The 21,847-nt window shown below is 38.9% G+C and carries 25 protein-coding genes and 1 riboswitch; of the genes, 7 read left to right on the forward strand and 18 right to left on the reverse strand.

The window, feature by feature from the left end:
• Window positions 1-10: 10 nt before the first annotated feature.
• Both IGJ99_RS09305 and IGJ99_RS09310 read right to left on the reverse strand, forming a co-directional pair.
• The gene (locus IGJ99_RS09305) at window positions 11-1,066 is read right to left on the reverse strand and encodes an InlB B-repeat-containing protein (RefSeq protein ID WP_438770786.1); all 1,056 of its coding nucleotides are present in this window, start codon (window positions 1,064-1,066) and stop codon (window positions 11-13) included.
• A gap of 337 nt (window positions 1,067-1,403) precedes the next feature.
• Window positions 1,404-1,661, reverse strand: coding sequence for a TfoX/Sxy family protein (locus IGJ99_RS09310; RefSeq protein ID WP_062804957.1), 258 nt, complete (start codon window positions 1,659-1,661; stop codon window positions 1,404-1,406).
• A gap of 225 nt (window positions 1,662-1,886) precedes the next feature.
• Window positions 1,887-1,984: riboswitch (TPP riboswitch) on the forward strand.
• Window positions 1,985-2,060: 76 nt separating this feature from the next.
• Between IGJ99_RS09310 and thiD the strand changes: the two genes are divergently transcribed.
• From thiD to thiE, 3 genes are read left to right on the forward strand one after another with little or no spacing between them, the layout of a single operon-like run.
• A complete protein-coding gene (gene thiD / locus IGJ99_RS09315) occupies window positions 2,061-2,873 on the forward strand; it encodes a bifunctional hydroxymethylpyrimidine kinase/phosphomethylpyrimidine kinase (protein ID WP_438748324.1) in 813 nt (270 codons plus the stop codon).
• Window positions 2,870-3,682, forward strand: coding sequence for a hydroxyethylthiazole kinase (thiM, locus tag IGJ99_RS09320; RefSeq protein ID WP_023519970.1), 813 nt, complete (start codon window positions 2,870-2,872; stop codon window positions 3,680-3,682). The genes thiD and thiM overlap by 4 nt, the downstream gene beginning before the upstream one ends.
• Entirely contained in the window at window positions 3,672-4,313 is a 642-nt protein-coding gene (gene thiE, locus IGJ99_RS09325; RefSeq protein WP_438770787.1) for a thiamine phosphate synthase, read from the forward strand. The genes thiM and thiE overlap by 11 nt, the downstream gene beginning before the upstream one ends.
• 151 nt (window positions 4,314-4,464) lie before the next feature.
• On the opposite strand, the gene rplS is transcribed toward thiE, so the two are convergent.
• The 6 genes from rplS to rpsP all read right to left on the reverse strand — a co-directional run bounded on the left by rplS (window position 4,465) and on the right by rpsP (window position 7,790).
• Window positions 4,465-4,812 (reverse strand): 50S ribosomal protein L19, encoded by a 348-nt coding sequence (gene rplS, locus IGJ99_RS09330; protein WP_002286913.1) that lies wholly within the window; start codon window positions 4,810-4,812, stop codon window positions 4,465-4,467.
• A gap of 145 nt (window positions 4,813-4,957) precedes the next feature.
• Window positions 4,958-5,695, reverse strand: a complete 738-nt coding sequence (gene trmD, locus IGJ99_RS09335) for a tRNA (guanosine(37)-N1)-methyltransferase TrmD (protein ID WP_167347588.1) — start codon at window positions 5,693-5,695, stop codon at window positions 4,958-4,960.
• Window positions 5,685-6,209 (reverse strand): ribosome maturation factor RimM, encoded by a 525-nt coding sequence (rimM, locus tag IGJ99_RS09340; RefSeq protein WP_010735009.1) that lies wholly within the window; start codon window positions 6,207-6,209, stop codon window positions 5,685-5,687. The genes trmD and rimM overlap by 11 nt, the downstream gene beginning before the upstream one ends.
• Window positions 6,210-6,334: 125 nt before the next feature.
• Entirely contained in the window at window positions 6,335-7,150 is an 816-nt protein-coding gene (locus IGJ99_RS09345) for a hypothetical protein (RefSeq protein ID WP_194179828.1), read from the reverse strand.
• Window positions 7,151-7,254: 104 nt separating this feature from the next.
• A complete protein-coding gene (locus IGJ99_RS09350; RefSeq protein ID WP_010735007.1) occupies window positions 7,255-7,503 on the reverse strand; it encodes a KH domain-containing protein in 249 nt (82 codons plus the stop codon).
• An 11-nt stretch (window positions 7,504-7,514) separates the two neighbouring features.
• Window positions 7,515-7,790: a 30S ribosomal protein S16 gene (rpsP, locus tag IGJ99_RS09355; protein ID WP_010735006.1), complete on the reverse strand. Its 276-nt coding sequence runs from the start codon at window positions 7,788-7,790 to the stop codon at window positions 7,515-7,517.
• Between the two features lie 316 nt (window positions 7,791-8,106).
• Between rpsP and IGJ99_RS09360 the strand changes: the two genes are divergently transcribed.
• Window positions 8,107-8,661: an NADPH-dependent FMN reductase gene (locus tag IGJ99_RS09360; RefSeq protein ID WP_010735005.1), complete on the forward strand. Its 555-nt coding sequence runs from the start codon at window positions 8,107-8,109 to the stop codon at window positions 8,659-8,661.
• A gap of 65 nt (window positions 8,662-8,726) precedes the next feature.
• On the opposite strand, the gene IGJ99_RS09365 is transcribed toward IGJ99_RS09360, so the two are convergent.
• The 5 genes from IGJ99_RS09365 to IGJ99_RS09385 all read right to left on the reverse strand — a co-directional run bounded on the left by IGJ99_RS09365 (window position 8,727) and on the right by IGJ99_RS09385 (window position 12,175).
• Complete coding sequence (locus IGJ99_RS09365) at window positions 8,727-9,260, reverse strand: dihydrofolate reductase family protein (protein WP_010735004.1); 534 nt, start codon at window positions 9,258-9,260, stop codon at window positions 8,727-8,729.
• A 14-nt stretch (window positions 9,261-9,274) separates the two neighbouring features.
• A complete protein-coding gene (locus tag IGJ99_RS09370) occupies window positions 9,275-9,838 on the reverse strand; it encodes a DNA-3-methyladenine glycosylase I (protein ID WP_194179829.1) in 564 nt (187 codons plus the stop codon).
• A gap of 96 nt (window positions 9,839-9,934) precedes the next feature.
• On the reverse strand, window positions 9,935-11,353 hold the full coding sequence (gene ffh, locus IGJ99_RS09375) for a signal recognition particle protein (RefSeq protein ID WP_010735002.1): 1,419 nt from the start codon (window positions 11,351-11,353) through the stop codon (window positions 9,935-9,937).
• Window positions 11,354-11,373: 20 nt separating this feature from the next.
• Window positions 11,374-11,712, reverse strand: coding sequence for a putative DNA-binding protein (locus tag IGJ99_RS09380; RefSeq protein ID WP_010735001.1), 339 nt, complete (start codon window positions 11,710-11,712; stop codon window positions 11,374-11,376).
• Window positions 11,702-12,175, reverse strand: a complete 474-nt coding sequence (locus IGJ99_RS09385; RefSeq protein WP_010735000.1) for a DUF523 domain-containing protein — start codon at window positions 12,173-12,175, stop codon at window positions 11,702-11,704. Before IGJ99_RS09385 ends, IGJ99_RS09380 begins: the two co-directional genes overlap by 11 nt.
• A gap of 127 nt (window positions 12,176-12,302) precedes the next feature.
• On the opposite strand from IGJ99_RS09385, the gene IGJ99_RS09390 reads away from it, so the two are divergent.
• On the forward strand, window positions 12,303-13,007 hold the full coding sequence (locus IGJ99_RS09390; RefSeq protein ID WP_010734999.1) for a response regulator transcription factor: 705 nt from the start codon (window positions 12,303-12,305) through the stop codon (window positions 13,005-13,007).
• Entirely contained in the window at window positions 13,004-14,752 is a 1,749-nt protein-coding gene (locus tag IGJ99_RS09395; protein WP_153830230.1) for a sensor histidine kinase, read from the forward strand. Before IGJ99_RS09390 ends, IGJ99_RS09395 begins: the two co-directional genes overlap by 4 nt.
• Window positions 14,753-14,846: 94 nt before the next feature.
• Here the strand turns inward: IGJ99_RS09395 and IGJ99_RS09400 are convergent, their stop codons facing one another.
• The 3 genes from IGJ99_RS09400 to IGJ99_RS09410 all read right to left on the reverse strand — a co-directional run bounded on the left by IGJ99_RS09400 (window position 14,847) and on the right by IGJ99_RS09410 (window position 19,022).
• Window positions 14,847-17,300 carry a cation-translocating P-type ATPase gene (locus IGJ99_RS09400; RefSeq protein WP_023519977.1) on the reverse strand — a complete coding sequence of 818 codons (2,454 nt, stop codon included), beginning with the start codon at window positions 17,298-17,300 and terminating at the stop codon, window positions 14,847-14,849.
• 225 nt (window positions 17,301-17,525) lie between these two features.
• On the reverse strand, window positions 17,526-18,410 hold the full coding sequence (locus IGJ99_RS09405) for a phosphate ABC transporter substrate-binding protein PstS family protein (RefSeq protein WP_010734996.1): 885 nt from the start codon (window positions 18,408-18,410) through the stop codon (window positions 17,526-17,528).
• Window positions 18,411-18,551: 141 nt separating this feature from the next.
• Entirely contained in the window at window positions 18,552-19,022 is a 471-nt protein-coding gene (locus IGJ99_RS09410; RefSeq protein ID WP_010734995.1) for a hypothetical protein, read from the reverse strand.
• 343 nt (window positions 19,023-19,365) lie between these two features.
• On the opposite strand from IGJ99_RS09410, the gene IGJ99_RS09415 reads away from it, so the two are divergent.
• Window positions 19,366-19,587 carry a hypothetical protein gene (locus IGJ99_RS09415; protein WP_347081686.1) on the forward strand — a complete coding sequence of 74 codons (222 nt, stop codon included), beginning with the start codon at window positions 19,366-19,368 and terminating at the stop codon, window positions 19,585-19,587.
• A 145-nt stretch (window positions 19,588-19,732) separates the two neighbouring features.
• Here the strand turns inward: IGJ99_RS09415 and IGJ99_RS09420 are convergent, their stop codons facing one another.
• Together IGJ99_RS09420 and IGJ99_RS09425 are read right to left on the reverse strand one after the other, a co-directional pair.
• A complete protein-coding gene (locus IGJ99_RS09420; protein WP_010734993.1) occupies window positions 19,733-20,314 on the reverse strand; it encodes a hypothetical protein in 582 nt (193 codons plus the stop codon).
• A 42-nt stretch (window positions 20,315-20,356) separates the two neighbouring features.
• The gene (locus tag IGJ99_RS09425) at window positions 20,357-21,679 is read right to left on the reverse strand and encodes a hypothetical protein (RefSeq protein ID WP_023519980.1); all 1,323 of its coding nucleotides are present in this window, start codon (window positions 21,677-21,679) and stop codon (window positions 20,357-20,359) included.
• Window positions 21,680-21,847: the final 168 nt, after the last annotated feature.

Consider the following 21,847-nt stretch of genomic DNA (forward strand, 5'->3'; position numbering starts at 1 on the left):
TCTTTCAGTTTTATCGGCTACCTTCTGATTTCGAACGTTTTAACCAGCATATTCCTATTACGAAGACTATAAACATACCCAAGCCAACCATACTAGTCGAATACATCGATTGTTCCGCCGTTTTTGGAAGATGACTCACTTTTCTAGGTTGTTTTATGGGTGTACTATACGTAACTTTATCTTTTTTCATTACTTTAGTTATTGCTTTAGTTGTTTCAGTTGTTTTTACTGTTTCATACACTTTGTTTCCTTCTGGTTGTTGGATCGATGGTATCACCGGTTCAATGATTTGCGGTAATTTTTCCCATTGTGCGGTATAAGTCATATTACCTTCCACAAACTCGCTGACAGTTGGCGTCCAACCGATGAATTTATAGCCTTCTCTTGATGGTGTTCCACTAAACACAGGGGTTGCTATGCCTTTAATCAATTTTGAAAATACTTGGTTTTCAAAAATGGGTTGATTTGCAACACCGTCTGTATAGATCACTTGATAAGTGACAGTTTGTGGAATCACAGGTTCCCAAATGGCCGTATAAGTGCCATCACCAGTCACTGTATTAGTTATTGCTTTATCCCATCCTTTAAATATATACCCAGCTCTTGTAGGTTGCCCACTAAATATGGGTGTCGCAGAACCGGCGACTAAATTGTTAAAGACTTGATCTGCAAAAATCTCTTCATCTGGTACACCGTCTGTATAGTTGACCTGATACGTTGGAATTGGTTCCCATGTTGCTGTATAAAGCGCATCGGTTGTAACTGTCTCGCTGACAGTCGGACTCCAACCAGCAAATGTATAACCTTTTCTTGTTGGTTCTGCACCAAAACCTGGTGTAGCAGTTCCAGGTTCAATACGTTTGAAAGTTTTATCCTCAAATACAACGTCATTCTCTACACCATCTGCATAACTCACTGTAAACGATTCAATTGTTGTGAATGAAGCATTTACAGTAATTGATGCTAGTCGAGAAGCATTTGACGCATCTACTGGTAGCGAGACATGAATTTCAAGTGTATTTATATCACCGACTTCACCTTCGATGGTAAATGGGACGCCGATCATACACCAAAATTGTTATATTTTTTTGTTTATTAGCTATTTTTTAGTTGTTTACAAAAATGAAAGTTCACTTAATCTCAAGTAAATCATAACAAATTTTAAATTAAAATTGCATGGATTTTAGCATGCCAAATTCTCATAATGCTAGTAAACCAGTAATTAAATATATTCTATTTTTTTGTTCAAGTTCTCTTTTTTTCAAATCCAATCAACTTCATCGCTTCTTCCTAGCAATATATATTTCTGTTAAAAAGTTATAAAAAAACTAAATATTGTTATTAAATTCACAAAAAAATATTCTTTAATAATTTCGTATTTTCTATCTTCATCGCTTATTATTTTAGCTTAGGCTTCGATAGAATTGCTTTAACTTTTCTTTTTCCTCTTTTGTCAAAGCTTGCATAGGCTTGCCTTTTCTCGCTCCTTCGATTCCATATAGCATATGCAGACAGGCGCCACTGTCCACCTTTTGACGAATTTCAAAAAATATCTGTTCCGTTCCCTTTTCTTTAAATTTTTCTTCCGTTGTCACACCAATCTTTCGCAAATTTTCTTCTAATACTTTCCCTATATTCGGTAGATTACTTAACTCTGTCATAAGATTCCCTCCAAAAGTTTGGCTTTGATATATTGCATCGTACACTTAGAATATTCTATCGTTTTTCTTTAGTATACCATCTTGAGAAACGCACTAGCAATTCCTATAAGCACGCTACTTCGAAAGAAAGTAAACTGTTGCTTTTAGCTACTCCGTGTAGGCTTGCTCCTGTAAACTTGAATCTTCTGCTTTTTTCAGATATCATTGGTTCGTAACTAAATATGATTTTGTTTGCAGGGGGACGTTATCGCGTTGAGAAGGTAAAACCTGACCCTTTGAACCTGTTGGTTGATACCAGCGTAGGGAGCAAATGTCCTTTTTGTTGATGTGAAATTGAAACAATCAAGGCATTCTTCTATACTGGAAGAATGTCTTTTTTCTATTTTAAGGAGGAATTTGATGAAAAAAGTACTAAGTATTGCTGGCTCAGACTGTAGCGGTGGCGCCGGTATCCAAGCCGATTTAAAAACATTTGCCGCTCATGGTGTTTATGGAATGTCTGTGATCACCTCAGTAGTCGCTGAAAATACCGCTCGTGTGATCTCATACCAAGACATCGCACCAACAATTATCAATGAACAAATGACAGCTGTTTTCGAGGACATCTATCCTGATGCAATTAAAATCGGTATGTTGTCGTGTGCAGATACGATGTTAGCTGTCGCAAGCAGTCTACAAGAATGGCAACTTAAAAATATTGTACTAGATCCTGTGATGTATGCGAAAAATGGCGATGCCTTGATGGAGCCAGAAGCAATCGACACATTGATCAAAAACGTCTTACCATTAGCTACTTTGATCACCCCAAATATTCCAGAAGCAGAAAAAATCGCAGATCGCTCGATTACTTCCCTGGAAGAAATGGAACGAGCAGCAAAAGCTATTTATGAAACATGTCATGCTGCAGTTTTGATCAAAGGAGGCCATCGCACAGGTGAAGCCACTGATATATTGTATGATGGGAAAAATATTTACTCCTATACATCTGAACGAATCGTCACAAAAAACACCCATGGCACTGGTTGTACCTTCTCTTCAGCGATTGCCTCACAACTCGCTTTGGGCGTACCATTAGACCAAGCAATTTCCAAGGCTAAAAAATATATCACTACTGCAATCGCACATTCACTAGAATTGGGCGAAGGTCATGGCCCAACCAATCATTTCTATTCACTCTATCGCAATGGTCTTAAGGAGGAACAAAGTCAATGAATACATTTTTAAAAACAGCTGTAGAAACGGTCCGTATGAAAAATCCTTTGGTCCACCATATCACGAACTATGTAACGGTCAATGATTGTGCGAATGTCACACTTGCGATCGGTGGTTCACCGATCATGGCTGATGATGCGTTAGAGGTAGCGGAAATCACAGCAATGTCACAGGCATTGGTACTAAACATGGGTACTTTGAATGAACGTACCGTAGCTTCGATGCTTTCAGCTGGGCAAACAGCCAACGAAAAAGGTATCCCGATCATTTTTGATCCAGTCGGTGCAGGGGCTTCACAGTTTCGTAATCAAACAGCGAAAACGATCATAGAAAACTTGAAATGTGCAGTGATTCGTGGCAATATTTCAGAAATCCGCTTTTTAGCGGGAATCGCAAGCACGACGAAAGGTGTCGATGCCTCGGCAGATGATGCAAGCTCCATTGAAGAAGCCCAACGGATTGCTGATCAATTAGCAACCGCTCACAAATGTATCGTAGTGATCACCGGTGCGACAGATGTGATTTCTGATGGGCGGCGTAAAATCTTAGTGCACAATGGTTGTCCTGAAATGAGTCGGATCACTGGCACTGGCTGTATGCTCACTTCATTGATTGCTAGCTTTTGTGGGGGGTCTCCTGAACATCTTTTCCATGCAGCAACTACAGCTGTTCTTACCATGGGGATTGCTGGCGAGCTTGCGTTGGAACAAACGGCTGGTACGGGAAGTTTTCGGATCGCACTGATTGATGAAATCAGCCGTATTGATCGGGAAACATTACTACTGCGAGGAAACTACTTTGAAAAATGACATCAACTATTCCTTATACCTAGTGACAGACCAGTCACTGCTGAAAAAAAAGCCCCTCCAAGAAGCAGTGCAACAAGCTCTTGAAGGAGGTATTACCGTCTTACAGTTGAGAGAAAAAAAAGCCAATTCACGAGATTTTTATGAGGAAGCGATCGCATTGAAACGATTAGCTAAACCATACAATGTTCCATTGATCATCAACGATCGAGTAGACATTGCGTTAGCTTGTGATGCAGACGGTGTTCATGTCGGTCAAACAGATCTACCTGTGGCTGTGGTGAGAAAAATGATTGGCCCTGAAAAAATCATCGGCGCTTCCGTCCAAACACTCGAACAAGCAATTTCCGCTGAACAAGCTGGGGCAGATTATTTAGGTGTAGGGACGATGTTTCCAACCGCTACTAAAACAGATGCCATCATCGTATCAAAAAATGAACTCAAGAAGATTCTTCAACACGTTTCGATCCCTGTTGTTTTGATCGGTGGTCTCAACGAACACACGATTGCAGAATTCAAAACCTTCCCCGTTCAAGGCTTTGCTGTGGTTTCAGCGATCTTAGCAAAAGAAGAAATCAAAAAAGCAACTAAAGAACTTACTGTACAAATCAATACGTTTATCAAAAAACAGTAAAAACATAACCACCATTAAAAAGGGGGATTTACATTTCGATTGATCCTCGATGATATTCATTTAATTTAAATTCACGAACCCTACTTGTCGTAAAGCAAAAAAAAGAACCCTTGAAAATTCAAGGGTTCTTCCTCTGTCTGATAATAAGAAATTAACGACGGATTTCTTTGATACGAGCTGCTTTTCCGTGTAATGCACGTAGGTAGTACAATTTCGCACGACGTACTTTACCGTAACGGACAACTTCGATTTTTGCAACACGTGGTGTGTGCAATGGGAATGTACGCTCAACGCCTACACCGTTAGAAACTTTACGTACTGTATAAGTTTCGCTGATTCCAGCACCACGGCGTTTGATTACAACACCTTCAAATAACTGGATACGTTCACGAGTACCTTCGACAACTTTCGCATGAACACGTACAGTGTCACCAGGGCGGAAAGCTGGAATGTCAGAACGTAGTTGTTCTTTTGTTAATTCTTCGATTAATGGATTCATTGTTTTCTTCTCCTTATTCCAAACATTCTTATGAGTAATTTCTCACAGCGGAACATCGTAATAGTTAAGTGTTTTTACACTCACCATAGAATACTATCATATTCTATGGTGAGTGTAAAGAAAATTTTCATTTATTTGTTGCAACTCAAGCTTCTTCTTTTTTGATCTCCGCTAGCATTTTTTCCATTTGCGGTGTCATGTCTAATTTTGCTAACATGTCTGGACGTCGAAGATATGTTCGGCGTAAGGATTCTTTTAGTTGCCATTCTTCAATCAATTTATGATTACCATTGGTCAATACTTCTGGTACCTTCATATCTTTGAATTCTGCTGGTCTTGTATATTGAGGATGTTCCAACAAGCCAGTAGAATGCGAGTCTGTTTGGGCAGATGTTTGATTACCTAAAACATCTGGCAATAGCCGAACGGTCGCATCGATCATCACCATGGCGCCTAGCTCACCACCGGTCAATACATAATCTCCCAATGAGACTTCATCTGTTACGAGTGAACGGATGCGCTCATCATAGCCTTCATAGTGGCCACAAATAAAGATCAGATGCTCTTCTTCCGAAAATTCTTCTGCCATTTTTTGATTAAATGGTTTACCAGCTGGATCAAGCAAGATCACACGTTTTTTTGTTTCTGGATGTTTTTCTTCGATGGCTTTGATATTGTCATAGATGGGTTGGACTTTCAATAACATCCCTGCCCCACCACCATATGGATAATCATCGACTGTTTGGTGTTTGTTGTCCGAATACTCACGAAAATTAGAAACATTGATTTCTAACAATTCTTTTGCTACTGCTTTACCAATGATCGATTCCCCCATCGGACCTTCAAACATTCGTGGAAACAGAGTCAACACGTCAATCTTCATCATCGATCAATCCTTCTAATAATGTCACACGAACCAAGCCATTTTCAAGATCGACTTCTTGAACGACGGAATCGATATACGGGATCAGTGCATCTTTTTTCTTTGGTCGTTGGATGACCCAAACGTCATTTGCGCCTGGAGATAAAATCTCTTTGATCTTTCCTAGTTCTTTTTCGTTTTCATCAATGACCTTCAAGCCAATGATTTCATGGTAGTAATATTCATTTTCTGTCAATTCAACTAAGTTTTCTTTTGATACACGTAAGATACCATCACGGTATTTTTCAACGTCATTGATGGAAGGATGATTCTCAAAGCTGAGTAAATCAAAGTTTTTGTGTTTACGGTGACTCTTTACAGTCAATTCTACAGGAGCTTTTCCTTCTTGGAAGAGTGTCAAAACTTCACCTTTTTTGTAACGTTCTTCAGGGAAATCTGTGGTTGAGATGACACGGACTTCACCTTTGATTCCTTGGGTATTGACAATCTTGCCAACGTTTAGATATTCAGTCAACTTTTGTCCTCATTTCTTTCATGATTCTTGTCACTCTGCTTGGTCCCGATTTGCTTTTGGACTCAGAGTGTTCTATCGTTTCCTGTCTATTTTAGCATGTGGTTCTTGGCAATTCTAGTCTTCTTTTATTGTTGTTCTATGGAAACAGCCATTTTTAATGCATTCATCGAATCTTGATTCGTGATGGTATAGACAGTGGTTGGTTTTTGCCAAATGATTCGAGTATTTTGATTCGTGCCATCGGTCATATTGATTTCGATCGTTCCGACTTTTTCCGGTGCAGGTAAGCGGGCAGACTCCAAGTAAGTCACGATCTGTTTCGCCAAAGGTACAGGATCTTGTCCGTCAATATTGCTGGCACGTATTCGTAACCGCCAATTTCCTTCTTGCCATTCAAGAATCGAAGAACCAGCAGCACCTTGTTGATAACCGACAATGTTATAACCGAGATCGACTTGTCTTCCTCCAGTATCGACCGTAAATGGCTGAATCGTGTTCAGTGTTTCTTGGGAAGATGCAAAGTCATCTTGATAAAGGTAAGAAGCGATTGGTTCTGCTTGGTTCAATGAGGCGTCGTTTAGTGGTAGCGCTTGTTCTGATTGATAGTATAAGACAGAAAAGCCTTGTTTTGTCATCGTTGCTGCGATGTTCAAGTTAGATGACCCAACTGGGATCTCTTTGGGCATCGGTGTGTCTGGATACTCTTTTTGCAATTGCTCAAAGGCAGTTTGCGTCGAATTTTCTTGCGTACTCGTACTTGTTTCAGCTGATGAGGCTGTCTCATTGCTACTCACGGAAGATGACCCTATCTCTTCTTTTGAAGTACTTGTTTCTGTCGTACGAACTGTTTCATTTGTCGTTTCTTGACTCGTTTCACTTGGTGATTGACAGGCACCGAGTAAAGCGACTGCGAATAAGCTGATCAAACCTATTTTTTTCATTCGAAACACTCCTCTCTTACTATTAAGGATACGCTTTGTACCTGTTTTTGCCAAATATGATCTCTAAAGAACACAAAAAAACTGTTTCGCGAAAACGAAACAGTTTATTCTTTATTGTCGATGATATTCAAACGCACTTTTTTCGGTGCATTGATTCGTACTCCGTAAACGATTGTGCGGATTGCTTTCGCAACGCGTCCTTGTTTACCGATGATACGACCGATATCTTCGGGAGCCACAGTTAGATTGTATTCGTAAAAATCTTCCGACTCAACGACTTCTAGCTGGACTTGATCAGGATAAGTAACTAACGGACGAACGATTGTTAAGACTAAGTCGCTTAAATCTTTCATATCCGGTCACCTTATTTCTTTGAGAATTTAGCTTCATGATGTTTTTTCATAACGCCTTCTTTTGAAAGGATGTTACGTACTGTATCTGAAGGTTGTGCACCTTTTGATAACCAGTCAAGTACTAAATCTTCTTTTAAAACTACTTCTGCAGGGTCTTTCAAAGGGTTGTAAGTACCTACAGTTTCGATGAAACGTCCATCACGAGGAGAACGTGAATCAGCTACGACGATACGGTAAAAAGGACTCTTTTTAGAACCCATACGTTTTAAACGGATTTTAACTGCCATTATATATTTCCACCTCCATTGTTTTATTCACAAGATGTAGTGTACCAGTTTTTTTTTACCCTGTAAAGCTTTTTTTCTTTACAGTCTGATTTTTTTCTATTTTTATTCTTTCTCTAAGTAGTTTGTTCCTTTTCTACGGATTTTTTCTTACTTTTTTGAATCATCAAGGTTGAACATAGGAAGCTTGTAAATCCCCTATCCATAAGCATTTCCTATGTTTTCGATCACACATTAAAATAACCCAAGTGTTTTTATTTGCTCAGTTTACTTATTTTTTGTAAGATAAATATAGAAAGATTGAAGGAGGAATTGTTTTATGACAAAAAAAATTGGTTTTTTCATCGGAAGTTTAAGAAAAGATTCATACAATAAGAAAGTTGCAGAAACTTTTGCGGACTTATTACCGGAAGGATACGAGAGCGTATTTGTAAAAATCGATGACCTTCCTTTTTATAACGAAGATATCGAAACACCTGAGCAAACACCTGCAGAATGGACACGTTTCCGTGAAGAAGTCAAAGATCTAGACGGCGTGATCTTTGTAACTCCTGAGTACAACCGCTCAGTGCCAGCTGTATTGAAAAATGCCTTGGATGTTGGTTCTCGTCCTTATGGTCAAAGTGTTTGGGATAAAAAACCTGGTTTAGTGGTCACTGCTTCTCCTGGTGGAGTCGGTGGTTTTGGCGCAAATCATCACTTACGTCAATCATTAGTCTTTTTAAATGTCCCAACATTACAACAACCAGAAGCGTATATCGGAAATATCACTAACTTACTTGATGAAGAGGGCAACATTATCCAAGGAACCGTTGATTTCTTCCAAACGATTTTAGATGCGTATCTAGATTTCGCGGGAAAATTGAACGCTTGATGTCTTGCTAATTTTACAAAAAACCACGAAACAGCATGTTGTTTCGTGGTTTTTTGTGTGACCTACTATTCTTTGTGCTCTTCTTTACGATAGTGTAGCTCGATGAACTCGCCAAAGCGTTTCGTGTCCACCAATTGATACCGCTGTACATAATCCCCTTCTTGAAAAAGACGAATCCCATTCCCAAGTAAAACCGGCGCAATTTGAATGTACCATTCATCGATCAGTTGCTGTTCAATGATTGGTTTGAGCAAACTGCCCCCACCAACTACCCAGATCCTTTGTTCACTTGATTCCTTCAACCCCTTGAGAAAGCTTACGGGATCTTCGTGAACGACCCTAGCATCCTCCAGCTTCAATTCTTTGTCTGTTGAAAAGACATAATTGGTTTTTTCTGGATAGATCTTGGCTGTATCTAAATATTTTTTGGCTTCTTGATATGTTTTTCTGCCCATGATCGTTGTATCGATGGTTTGATAAAACGCATCATAGGTTGTTTTTTCCCCAGTAGGCGTATCGAAGAGCCATTGTAAGTCATCATTAGTTGTTGCTAGATAGCCATCCATACTGATTGCTCCGTAAAAAATGATCTTAGACATATTATCCTTCTCCTTTAGCGTTTGACTTCTTGGTGGCGAAAACAAGTGATCAGGTGATCGTTGATGATCCCTACCGCTTCTAAAAAGGCATAAATAGTCGTACTTCCAATAAATCTGAAGCCGCGTTTTTTCAAGTCCTTTGAGATACGATCAGAGAGTTCACTAGTAGTTGGCACTTCACTTTCGTCTTGGTAGTTTCCGGTTACTACTTTGCCATCCACAAAAGACCAGAGATAATCCGAAAAACTGAGTCCAGTGGCTTGCATTGCCAGAACAGCTTGTGCGTTCGTTATTGCCGCTTCGATTTTTCGACGATTGCGAATGATCCCCTTGTTGTTCATCAATTCTTCGATTTTTTCTTCATCATACTTGGCAATTTTTTCGAGTTCAAACTGGTCATAAGCTTCATCAAAAGCTTGGCTCTTGTTCAAGATCGTTTGCCAGCTGAGACCTGCTTGATTGATATCAAGCATTAATTTACGGTACAGTCGTTGATCTTCATATTCAGGTACCCCCCAAATCGTATCATGGTACTCACGCATCATTTCAGTTGATTCACTCCATGGACAGCGTTTCATCGACTCACTCCTTTTAGGATTTTCAAACAATGTATGAAAAAACTCCGAAGACAAAATTAAATACGTCTTCGAAGCTTTTTTGCACTTGATTACTGTTTATTTCTTTTTCTTCTTTTTCTTTTTGTTTTTCTTCATCATGCGATTCATCGCCATTTTTCCTAGCTTACCTTTGACACCGGTACCGAACATTTGGTCCATGCCAGGAATATTCATGTCCCCTTTAGACATTTGTTGCATCATCTTACGGGATTCTTTGAATTGTTTGATCATACGATTGACTTCCACTACGCTGTTCCCTGAACCAGCAGCAATTCTGCGTCGACGGCTTGGATTCAATAGGTCTGGGTTTTCACGTTCTGCAGGTGTCATTGAATAAACCATTGCTTTTTTTCGCTCAACATCTTTCGGATCAACTTTGATATTTTCGATTCCTGGCATTTGATTCATTCCTGGGATCATTTTTAATAAGTCTTCGATTGGGCCCATACCCATGACTTGATCCAATTGTTCAATGAAATCATTGAAGTCAAATGAGTTTTCACGCATTTTTTGCGCAAGCTCTTCTGCTTTTTTCTCATCATAGTCTTGTTGCGCTTTTTCGATCAGCGTCAACATATCCCCCATACCAAGGATACGACTTGCCATGCGATCTGGATGGAAGACTTCTAAGTCAGTCAGCTTTTCACCAGAACCGATGAACTTGATCGGTGCGCCTGTCACTGAACGGATTGATAGCGCCGCTCCCCCACGTGTGTCTCCATCTAATTTTGTGATGACGACCCCGGTGATCCCTAATTGTTGATTGAAGCTATCCGCAACGTTGACGGCATCTTGACCAGTCATCGCATCGACAACGAGTAAGATTTCGTTAGGTTGTGTTAAGTCTTTGATTTGTTTTAATTCATCCATCAATGTTTCATCAATGTGTAAACGACCGGCTGTATCGATCAATACGTAATCATTTTTCTTTTCTTTTGCGAGTTCCATCCCTTGACGAACGATTTCTACAGGACTCACATCTGTTCCCATATCAAAAACCGGAACATCCAATTGCTGTCCTAAAACTTTTAACTGGTCGATGGCAGCAGGACGGTACACGTCACCTGCAATCAATAAGGGACGAGCATTTTCATTTTTCTTTAAATAATTCGCTAATTTACCAGTAAACGTTGTTTTACCTGCCCCTTGCAACCCAGCCATCATGATGACAGTCGGGATTTTAGGAGATTTAGTCAATTCAACTGTTTCAGAACCCAAAGTGATCGTTAACTCTTCATCCACGATCTTTACGATTTGTTGTGCTGGAGAAAGACTATCAAGTACTTCTGCTCCAACTGCACGTTCGCGCACACGTTTCGTAAAATCTTTGACTACTTGTAAGTTGACATCGGCTTCTAATAGCGCAAGACGGATCTCGCGCATCATTTCCTTGACGTCAGCTTCAGAGACTTTTCCTTTTTTTCGTAACTTTGACATCGCCTGTTGTAGGCGTTCAGTTAAGCTTTCAAATGCCATATTTTATTCATTCCTTTTTGTTATTCTTCGATTTCTTGAATTTTTTTGATGTATCCTTGTAGCGTTTGATCTTCAGGATACTGTTCATTGATATAGTTCGTCAATTCTGTCAACAACTGTTCACGAACGACATAGTCAGAAAAAAGGTGGAGTTTTTTTTCGTAATTCTCCAAGATCTTGCTCGTTCGTTTGATATTATCATAAACTGCTTGGCGACTGACTTCATATTCTTCAGCGATTTCTCCAAGTGAGAAATCATCTGCATAATATAATTCCATATAATTCATTTGTTTCTCAGTCAACAGTGTCGAATAAAATTCAAAAAGAGCATTCATCCGATTGGTTTTCTCAATTTCCATTCAACTCACCTCGTTGATCCATCCACTCTTCTTCTGAGCAGACACTGATTTTTTGTTGGAGAAAATAGGCGGTAGCTACGCCAATGCCTTCTTTCAGACTACCAGTGAAACTACCATCATAGATAGTTGATGAGCCGCAGGAAGGACTATTTGCTTTTAAGATCAACGTTGAGATCTGCTTTTCCTTTAGCACTTGATAAGCATTGATCGCACCTTTTTTATAGGCTTCTGTGACATCTTTTCCAGAGATCGTCATGACCTTAGCCTGATGATCCCAGACATCAAACCCATCACCACCAACGATTTCTGCTGGTTCTCTTGGAATGGGCAAACCTCCTGCTACTTCTGGACAGATCACGATTGCTTGACCTTCTGTCACGAGTTTTTTTAAGGCAGGGATTGTTTGTTCCCGGCCATCATAGCGACATGACACGCCACCTAAACAAGCACTGATACCGATCATCGGACATTTTCTCCTTTAGCTGAGCAAATTGCTTTTATATTATACCATTTATTTAGCTGGTTAAATAGTCCTTGCCCCCGATTCTGTGCTAAAATAAAGGAGATGAAATTTATCAAAAGGAGAATTTATGAAAAAAGTACTAGTTGTTGATGACGAACCCTCAATTGTAACATTACTGACATTCAATCTTGAAAAAGAAGGATATAAAGTAACCAGTGCTGCAGATGGTCAAGAAGGTCTTGATCTTGCATTGGAACATTCATATGATTTCATTATTTTAGACGTGATGCTTCCTTCGATCGACGGAATCGCGATCACACAAAAACTCCGTCAAGAAAAAAATGACACACCTATATTGATCCTAACAGCTAAAGATGATCAAGTCGATCGAATCATTGGACTGGAGATCGGTGCGGATGATTATTTGACGAAACCCTTCAGCCCTCGGGAAGTCCTTGCACGGATGAAAGCCATCTTTCGTCGGATCGAACCCCGTAAAACTCAATCTGATGAGGCAGAACCAGAATACTTATCCATTGGACAAATCAAAGCCGACTTGACGAATTATCAAGTGACGATCGAGGACCAACCGATCGAACTTACGCCGAAAGAATTTGAGTTGCTTGTTTATTTCATGAAACGCAAAGATCGAGTGATCGATCGAGATACACTGTTGGATCGTATCTGGAATTTTGATTTTTCTGGACAAAGTCGTATTGTTGATGTCCACGTCAGTCATTTACGTGAAAAAATCGAGCGTGATCCGAAACATCCTAAATATTTACTGACTGTTCGGGGCTTTGGTTATAAATTCCAGGAACCAAAACGATGAAAAAACAATGGAAAAAATTCTCCGAGCGCTTATTTTTCCTCGTCTTGTTGCTTGGCTTATTTTTTGGCGGATGGCAGATCATCTCCCATTATTTCCAACAACAGATCATTGAACAGCAAGAAAGTTATTTGACTAAAAAAGCGCAGTTATTGGCTCGTCAACTAGATGTTGAGAATCCTGCTTCTGCTAGTAATAAAGCAGTTCTGGATGAATTTGTCCATCAATCCAATGAACGAGTGACGTTGATCGATCAAACTGGCACGATCATTTATGACACGGAAGAATCTTCTCTGCATGAACAAAGAAAAACACGTCCGGAAATCAAAGCGATCTTAGAAGGCAGTACGCTTGGCACTTCACTTCGTAAGAGTACGACATTGAACGAAGAATTACTTTATGTCGCCTTGCCTATCAAAGTCAATGGGAAATTAGTAGCGATCATTCGCATCGCTGAACCTACAAGTGGCTTTCTTCCTCGCACGGAAAGTTTTCGCCGTTGGGTATTTGGTTTCTTCTTAGTTTTCTTTCTTTTATTGACATTTATGATCTACTATCTGATTTACCAACGGAACCAACCACTCAAAACAGTGATTCCTGTTTTGAAAAAGATGGTCAAGAACCCGGAACAAACGGAAATCATTATGCAGACTTCTGATCAATGGGAAGAATTATACCAGACGATCAATGGCTTGAGTGAACAGATGACCAAAATGTATCGCGCCTATACGACGACGGAAGAGCAATTATACAGCTTGTTGAATGAATTGATGATCGGTGTCTTTCTGATTGACTCCAATGCGACACTGCGTCTGCTTAATCCAAAAATGCAAGTCCATCTAGGTGTGAAAGATTATCAAGAAAATCAACATTACACAGAAGTGATCCGCGAACCAAAATTGATCCAATTGATCCATCAAGTTTCTCCGACTGAACCGATCGTTCATCAAGAAGTCACGATTGCTGACGGTACGCAAACACTGGATATCAGCTTGCGTTATTTCAATAGTTCAGAGGATACTGGCCAAATTTTAGGTGTTGCTTATGATCTGACAAAAGTCAGACATTTAGAAAAAATGCAAAAAGATTTTGTCGGCAATGTCTCACATGAATTAAAAACACCTGTCACTTCTTTGATCGGGTTTACTGAGACTTTACTGGACGGTGCAAAAGAAGACCCCGACACACTGACTGAATTTCTATTGATCATGCAAAAAGATGCGATTCGTTTAGATAAGCTGATCCGAGAAATTATTCAGTTATCAAAAGACGAAGAGAGTTTACATGAAACCCAAACGATCTATATGGAGCCTTATTTCCAACAAGTGATCCAAAGCTATCAACCAATGATCCGGAAAAAACAGTTGACGATCAAATTGATTGGAGAAAATACTGCCTTTACGACACATCCTGATTTGCTTTACCCGATCATCAAAAACTTATTTGAAAATGCGATCCAATATTCAAAAGAAGAAAGTGAGATCATCATTCGCTACGAAAGCCACGATCAGCTGATTTTCTCTGTACAAGATTTTGGTATTGGTATCGATCGCGAAGATCAAGAACGCATCTTTGAACGTTTTTATCGTGTAGATAAAGCGCGTAGTCGCCATTCAGGTGGTACAGGATTAGGATTGTCGATCGTGAAAGAATACGTGAATTTACTTCATGGTACGGTGGAGATCGAGAGTCACCCTGGTATCGGCTCTACCTTTATTGTGAAGATCCCTAAAATCAATTTATCGTGAACCTGATAGGTATAAATGAAATAAGCGTCAACCTCCAAGAACATTTCTGTTTTAGGAGGTTGACGCTATCTCTTTGTACCCAACAATTCTTCGCTCATTTCTTGAAAAATGGAAATACTTTTCTCCAACGTTTTTTCGTACGTGTCGTATCGATCTTATCTAAATGCAAATATTTTTCCACGAAAAAGGTCAACTGACGAAAGATGGATTCTGCTGCGAAAAAGAGCATGACCACCATTAAGATAGACACTGGCGAAATGGCTGATATTGAAAATAGTTTATGCAAGAAGACAACAGAAAAGACGATTCCACTTGCACAAAATAGTATGATCCGTGTTCGAAATTGATTCAATGGTTGACAGATTTTATAAAGGACTAAAAAGCCAACAACGATCAGCAACATGGTAGAGGCTGTCGACGTATCGGTTTTGTTCAGATTTAAAATTGAACCACCCACGACTAAAGCGCCTACCACCATCATATCGGTCAGACCACCCGGAATGGCTTTTTCCAAGACGTTCTCAATGAATCGGCCTTTGATTCGGTTTTCATTTTCTTCCAATGCTAATAAAAAGGAAGGTAACCCGATCGTAAATAAACTGATCAATGTGATTTGTGAAGGTTCTAATGGATAAGTGAATGCAAAAAGAACAGAAAAAACAGACAATAAGAATGAAAAAATATTTTTTACTAAGAAAAGACTGGCAGAACGTTCGATATTGTTTACGACACGCCGTCCTTCGCCAACAATCTCTGGCATTTTAGAAAAATCTGATTCCAACAAGACCACTTGTGCAGCTTGCATCGTCGCTTCATTCCCTGATGCCATCGCAATGCTACAATCGGCTTCTTTCATCGCCAAGATATCATTTACCCCATCCCCAGTCATCGCCACTGTATGCTTCTCTTTTAGTAAACGAACAAATTCCTTTTTTTGTTCTGGTTTGACACGGCCAAAGACGGTATATTTTTCCATGGCTTCTGGAAATTCTTCTTCCCTTAACGAGGAGACATCCACATATTGCTCCGCGTTTGAAATACCCGCTTGTGTGGCAACATGAGAAACTGTCGCTGGGTTATCACCAGAAATCACTTTGATAGCAACATCTTGCTTCTTAAAGTAATTAAACGTCGCTTTCGCTTCTTGACGGATCGGATTAGCAATCAATAAATAACCTAACGGGATAACGGCTTCTTCCAAGTCTTCTTGTGACAGTATCCCTTGGTATTCACCGAAAACTAATACCCGATAGCCTTGATCCGTATACGCGCTAAATTCAGAAGCATAACTCGTGAACGCTTCACGTAAGACCATCTCTGGTGCTCCAAGGACATACGTTTTATCTGTAAATGTCACGCTGCTATATTTTCTCACAGAAGAAAAGGGTAAACTTGCTGTTGCCTCTCTGTCAGAATGCTTCGTGAAGTAATTTTTGATTGCTTGCATCGTTTCATTGTCAGCTTCGATTGCCTGTGCGTAGTCACCAAGTAATTCATCCAACTGATCTGCTGTTTGTTTTGCTAAAGGATTTTCAGGAATCAGCACACGTTGAACGTCCATTGAATTTTCAGTGATTGTTCCTGTTTTATCGACACATAATACATCCACTCGTGCTAACGTCTCGATACTTTTCATGTCATGAAGCAACACTTGTTGTTTCGCTAAGCGTGTCGCACTCATTGCTAGAGCAATCGTCGTGAGTAGGTACAGTCCTTCAGGAATCATACCGATCAACGCAGCTTCCATCGAAACAATACTTTCCCTCAACGTATTGCCATTGTAAAAATAGCTTTGAGAAAATAAGGTCAATCCAATGGGGATAATGATGATCCCTACCCATTTGATGATCCTATCTAACGAAGCAATCATCTCTGATTGTTCTCCAGTACCCATTTCTTTTGCCTGCATCGTTAATTTGGCAATATAAGATTCATTGCCGACTCGTGTCAACTGAACCTTCGCTTTACCCGCGACGATGAAGCTTCCCGACATTAGTTCGTCGCCGATTTCCTTATTTATCTCATCCGCTTCACCAGTTAATAGCGCTTCATTCACTTGTAGATTGCCGTCTATGATCTTTCCATCTGCGGGGATCTGGTCTCCTGTTTTTAGAATGACGAGATCATCTAGCACTAACTCTTCGATAGTTATCTTCTGTTCTTGACCATTCCGTAATACTTTGACCGTTGCGGCGTGTAACATGCTCAACTGATCTAAAATTTTCTTGGAATGGATCTCTTGATAGATTGCGATGCCCGTATTTGCCAATATGACAGGTAAAAAAGTCAAATTTTTATAGGAATTGACGACACATAATAGAATCGCTAAGACTAAAAAAATCAGATTGAAATAAGTAAAGACATTCTCCATCACGATTTGCTTGTTCGTTTTAAATGTAGGACTCGTTGCTTGATTGACAGCGCCAACACGTATTCTTTCTTGTACCTGTGTGTCTGTCAGCCCTTCATTTTTGTTAGGATCAATGCGTTCTAATTGTGCCAACATTTGCTGCATCTGTTTTTTTCGTTGTTTTTCTTTTTTATTCATAGCTAATCCCTCAACTTTTTTTCTACTCTTTAACCATACGTCATTTCGTCCAATAAATCCTCAGATATAACTGATATTCTTCTTTCAAAACTGTCATATGAAAAAAAAACGAAACCGTAGAGTGGGCAATAAACTAAAAAAGCTTAGATCCTCAACGAGGAACTAAGCTTAATGATCAATGGTAGTCGTTTTGAATAAACATGTGATTGAAAGATGTATTCAATCTTATGATAAGTTACCTTCTGCGTCACGTTCAACTTTCATCATGCTGATCGGTAGGTAGCCTAAATCTTGTACTGGTCCTTCTTGAACGGCATCTGTCATCATGAAGTCTAAGAACTTCTTCACTTCTGGTTCAGGTTCGCCATTTGTATACATATGCTCATAAGACCAAATTTCCCAGCTGTTGTCTGAGACATTTTCAGGAGTTGGTTCTACACCGTTGATTTTCAACGCTTGAGTAGAATCATCTAAATAAGAGAAAGCTAAATAGCTGATCGCACCTGGTGTTTGTGAAACGATTTGACGAACTGTTCCTGATGAATCTTGTTCTTGAGATTGTATTGGTACAGCGCCATCTAATGCCCAGTATTCAAAGGTTGCACGAGTGCCGCTTCCGTTTGCACGGTTGATGACGTTGATTTCTTGATCTGCTCCGCCTAGTTCACTCCAGTTAGTGATCTTACCAGTGAAGATGTCGATCAATTGTTCTTTTGTAATATCTTCAACGCCTGTATCTTTATTTACGATTGGTGCCATTCCAACAACTGCTACACGATGGTCTACCAATTTACTTGCATCGATTCCATCTCTTTGTTCTGCAAATACATCAGAGTTTCCGATTGTTACAGCACCTGACGCTACTTGACTAAGACCTGTTCCACTTCCGCCACCTTGAACAGAAATCTGATAGTTGGGGTTATCTTGGGTAAACATTTCTTGTGCAGCATCAACTAAAGGTTGCAAAGCGGTTGAACCGACCGCTACGATTTTTACTTGATCATCTGAACTAGCCGAGTTGCTGGCTGATCCATCCGTACTTCCTGAACCAGAACCACATCCAGCTAAGATAAAACCTAATACTCCTAAAGAAAATAAAACTTTTTTCATTTATATGCCCCTTTCTTAGTTACAAATTGATTGTATCAGGGTACTGTAAATCCTAGATATTGAATATGTAAAGTTATTGTTAAGTTGTGTAAATATATCGTAAAACAAAAAAACGTCCGAAAATGGACGTCCTACAAAAAACTATATCTTTTCTATAAGTAAAGATTGTTCACGGATCTCTGTATAATAGAATAGGCCGACTGCTAACGCAAAGGAAGCAATCGCTACATAAAAACAAGGTTTGATGGTCAAAAAATACATCGCAGAATAGCTTGTATCTTTTAGTCCACTTTCACTTAATCCATTCGGACCGATGATGATCCTCGGTAATATCGAGAAATAAGATGTAAAGACCAGCATAGAAGAAAACTGGATCAAATGCCAATTATACTTTTTTATAAATGTTTTTGAAACGATCAAATTCACACTGATCAAAAAATAAAAAAGGGTCAATGTAGGAAAATTTTTGGAAATAATAAAGCCACTTCCATTGATGATGCCAAGAATCTCAGCACCTTGTACCACTGCATTCACCCATGTAAAAGGCAAAAGAAAAATTGGGAAAAACCAAAGAAACAAATACAATTGTTCTAGTTTTATTCTCTTTTTCATACAAAACCTCCCAAAAGACACTCCATCTATCATAATATATTCTATTTCTCTAAAAAAACTGAGGGGAAAGACTAGTTTTTTAAGAATAAAGCAATGAGAGTTTATTCATTTTATTCAGAATATTTCTAAAAAGAATTGATTATTCATTGTTTGATTTTACAATTAAAACCAAGGAGAACTGATTTGGAGGAATGGACCTTTGCAATTATTCTACATAAAAAAAACAATCTACTTATTGATGTGTGTGCCTTATTTTTATCTTGCTCTACTTTTTGATTATTATTATCATTCAGTCATCCTATTTATACTATTGATATTTTGGGCTTTTTTCCTTGGTTTTACGTTGAGACGAGCCAATCGTTTAGGAACATTGGTTCTTGGCAATCTTTGTTCTACGATCACCTCTTATTTATGTTTTGCTAAATGTACTGAATGGCATTTTTTATATCATCCTTTTCCCCCTGAACAGATCATCTTACTGCTCGCTGGTATTTACTTATTTCCACAGTTATTAGGGATCATTTGGGGTAGTATATTTGCCTATTCGCGTAAGCAAGTAAAATAAGCTTTCACTTTTTTAGATAGCAAAATAAAAGTAAAACCCCCAGAGACGGCTAGTGGTCGTTAGAGGGCTTTACTTTTATTTTTATATTCTTTTTGGCCTAGGTTCGATGTTTAGCGAAGCAATCAAGGCAACACTTGGTAGTTTTTTATATTTCATGTAAATAGATTTTTTTGATGATCAGCTTATCGAATAGTTGAGATTGACTATCTTGTTCACCGATGATCTCTGCGATCACGATTTTACCATTTGGTTTTTTCCTTAATTGGTAATTGATTTTACCCGTTTCTGTTAATTCATTGAGCATATCAACAACCCCGCCAAAACCAGTTTTCTTCGTAATGAATCCCAATGCCACCATTCGTTCATCAAGATTTTTAGCAGAGATAGATACACCTGTAACTAAATATTGTTTTAAGGCGCTAACCAATTCATCTAACGATTCAGAAGTGGATACGATGGCCGTGCGATTTTTTGTGAATGGTTCGTTTGTCCCAGTTCCATTTGTTTTTGCCTCTTCTGTTTCTGTCGCAACGAGTTGGCGAAGCGTGGCTAATTCTTGCAACAACGTCTCATATTGCTCTTGGGTCAACATCACACCAGCAACTTTTTCACGATTAAAAATATATACGCCTGTTTCAGCTTTTCTAGCTTGGTCAAACACATCCATCGGCGATCTTTTCACTTCTGTAATTGAAGATGTAGGTACTTCTAGTTTCTTTAATTCCAATGGATTTTCCTCCTTTGTTTTTCCAGTCCATTATAGCATATTCTAGCGTTCGATGATTCGTTTACTCGTAAAAGTTATCTTTGTGTTGATCCAATAATCGATGTCTGATAATAGTTTTTCGATTCCAAGTGAGTCTTGATAAAAATAAGTTTTCTGATCATTAGTGAGACTAGCAGAAAAAAAATGGTCTGTGATGACAAGTTGAGCATAACTAGGTGGCTTACTCCTGGTACATACGTGGATCGATGTGCGTTTGCGATGACGTAACGTTTTATCTAAAATTGCTGCAAGTCGTCTAGCTTCTTCATGGTCATAGCGAAAAAAGAATACGATTTTAACTTCCGGTGCATACATCTCCAGATAGCCTCGTTCATTTAATAATTTCAGCAACATCCTTGCCCAATCGGTGGTTGGCTGAAACAAAGCTTGTTGCAAAGCGATACGAAACTGGTTTGATTTTTCAATAAAATTAGGGATCGTGTCTGCTAATGCTTGGTAGGCAACAGCTTCTTCATGGATAAAGCGATCATGAAGACCAATTGAATATTTTAACCACTCTTGGAATAGTACTCTTGTTATTTTCTTTTTGTTGGAACTTTCAAAATCATTCGTCAACCAAAATAATGAATCTAATTTTTCAGTAACGATCGATAATTTTTGATAGACGGAGGTTTTTTCGATCCTTTCCCACCGCTTGTCTGTGATCAAATGGCTATTCAGTCGCAGGATAGCCCGATAATTCTTTTCTTTTGTCGGAAGCTTTTGTTCAGAGCGAAAGAGTAGTTCTGGAAAAATCTCATAGAAGAACAATTGATGATTTGTAAAAATCTCAATATCTGTATGTTTGGGACGTTGGTCTAGAAGTTGGATGAATAGTTCTGAAAATGTTTGATCATGGTCTTCCTTAAAAAAAGTTGGGAACTCTTTGAGAAAACAAAAAAGTAAATATCTGATTTTTCGTTCAGAACCATAGATTTGTCGCTTTTTGTAGGAAAAAGAAAGATGATAATCCCCTAGCCATTTTTTCAATCGTTCTTGTGCGGAACGATCGTATTCGAAGGAGTATTCCCTTTGTAAAATCAGATCCCGTAATAAACAGAACGAATCCGATCGGATCAAAAATTCAAACAAAAGAAATGGCTCATTGTATGCTTGATGATAAACCAGTTGGACTTCTTTTTTGTCATACGCTAGTTCTAAGGGATAATCCTCTGATTTCAATCGCTTCAAATAACGATCGATCGTTTTGACATCGACATCCATCCTTTTTGCTAAGTCGCTTTTCTTCCATGTCAGATCTTTCATTTGGTTGATCAGTAAAAAGATATTCTGTGCATTTTTTGTTAGTAATGTTTGCCAATTCATTGCTTAACCTCACTCTATCAATAGTTTTTCCAGAGTGGTTCATCAATACTCTGAAAATGTCTCTTATATAAAGTACGCAAAGAAATATTTTTTATTTTTATTATTTTACTAATTTACAAAATTAACCAGAAATTAATCCAAAGTCTCTCGTTTGTGTAAATCATACCA

Source organism: Enterococcus sp. AZ095b (assembly GCF_051714725.1).
GTDB classification, from domain to species: Bacteria; Bacillota; Bacilli; order Lactobacillales; family Enterococcaceae; genus Enterococcus_B; species Enterococcus_B pernyi.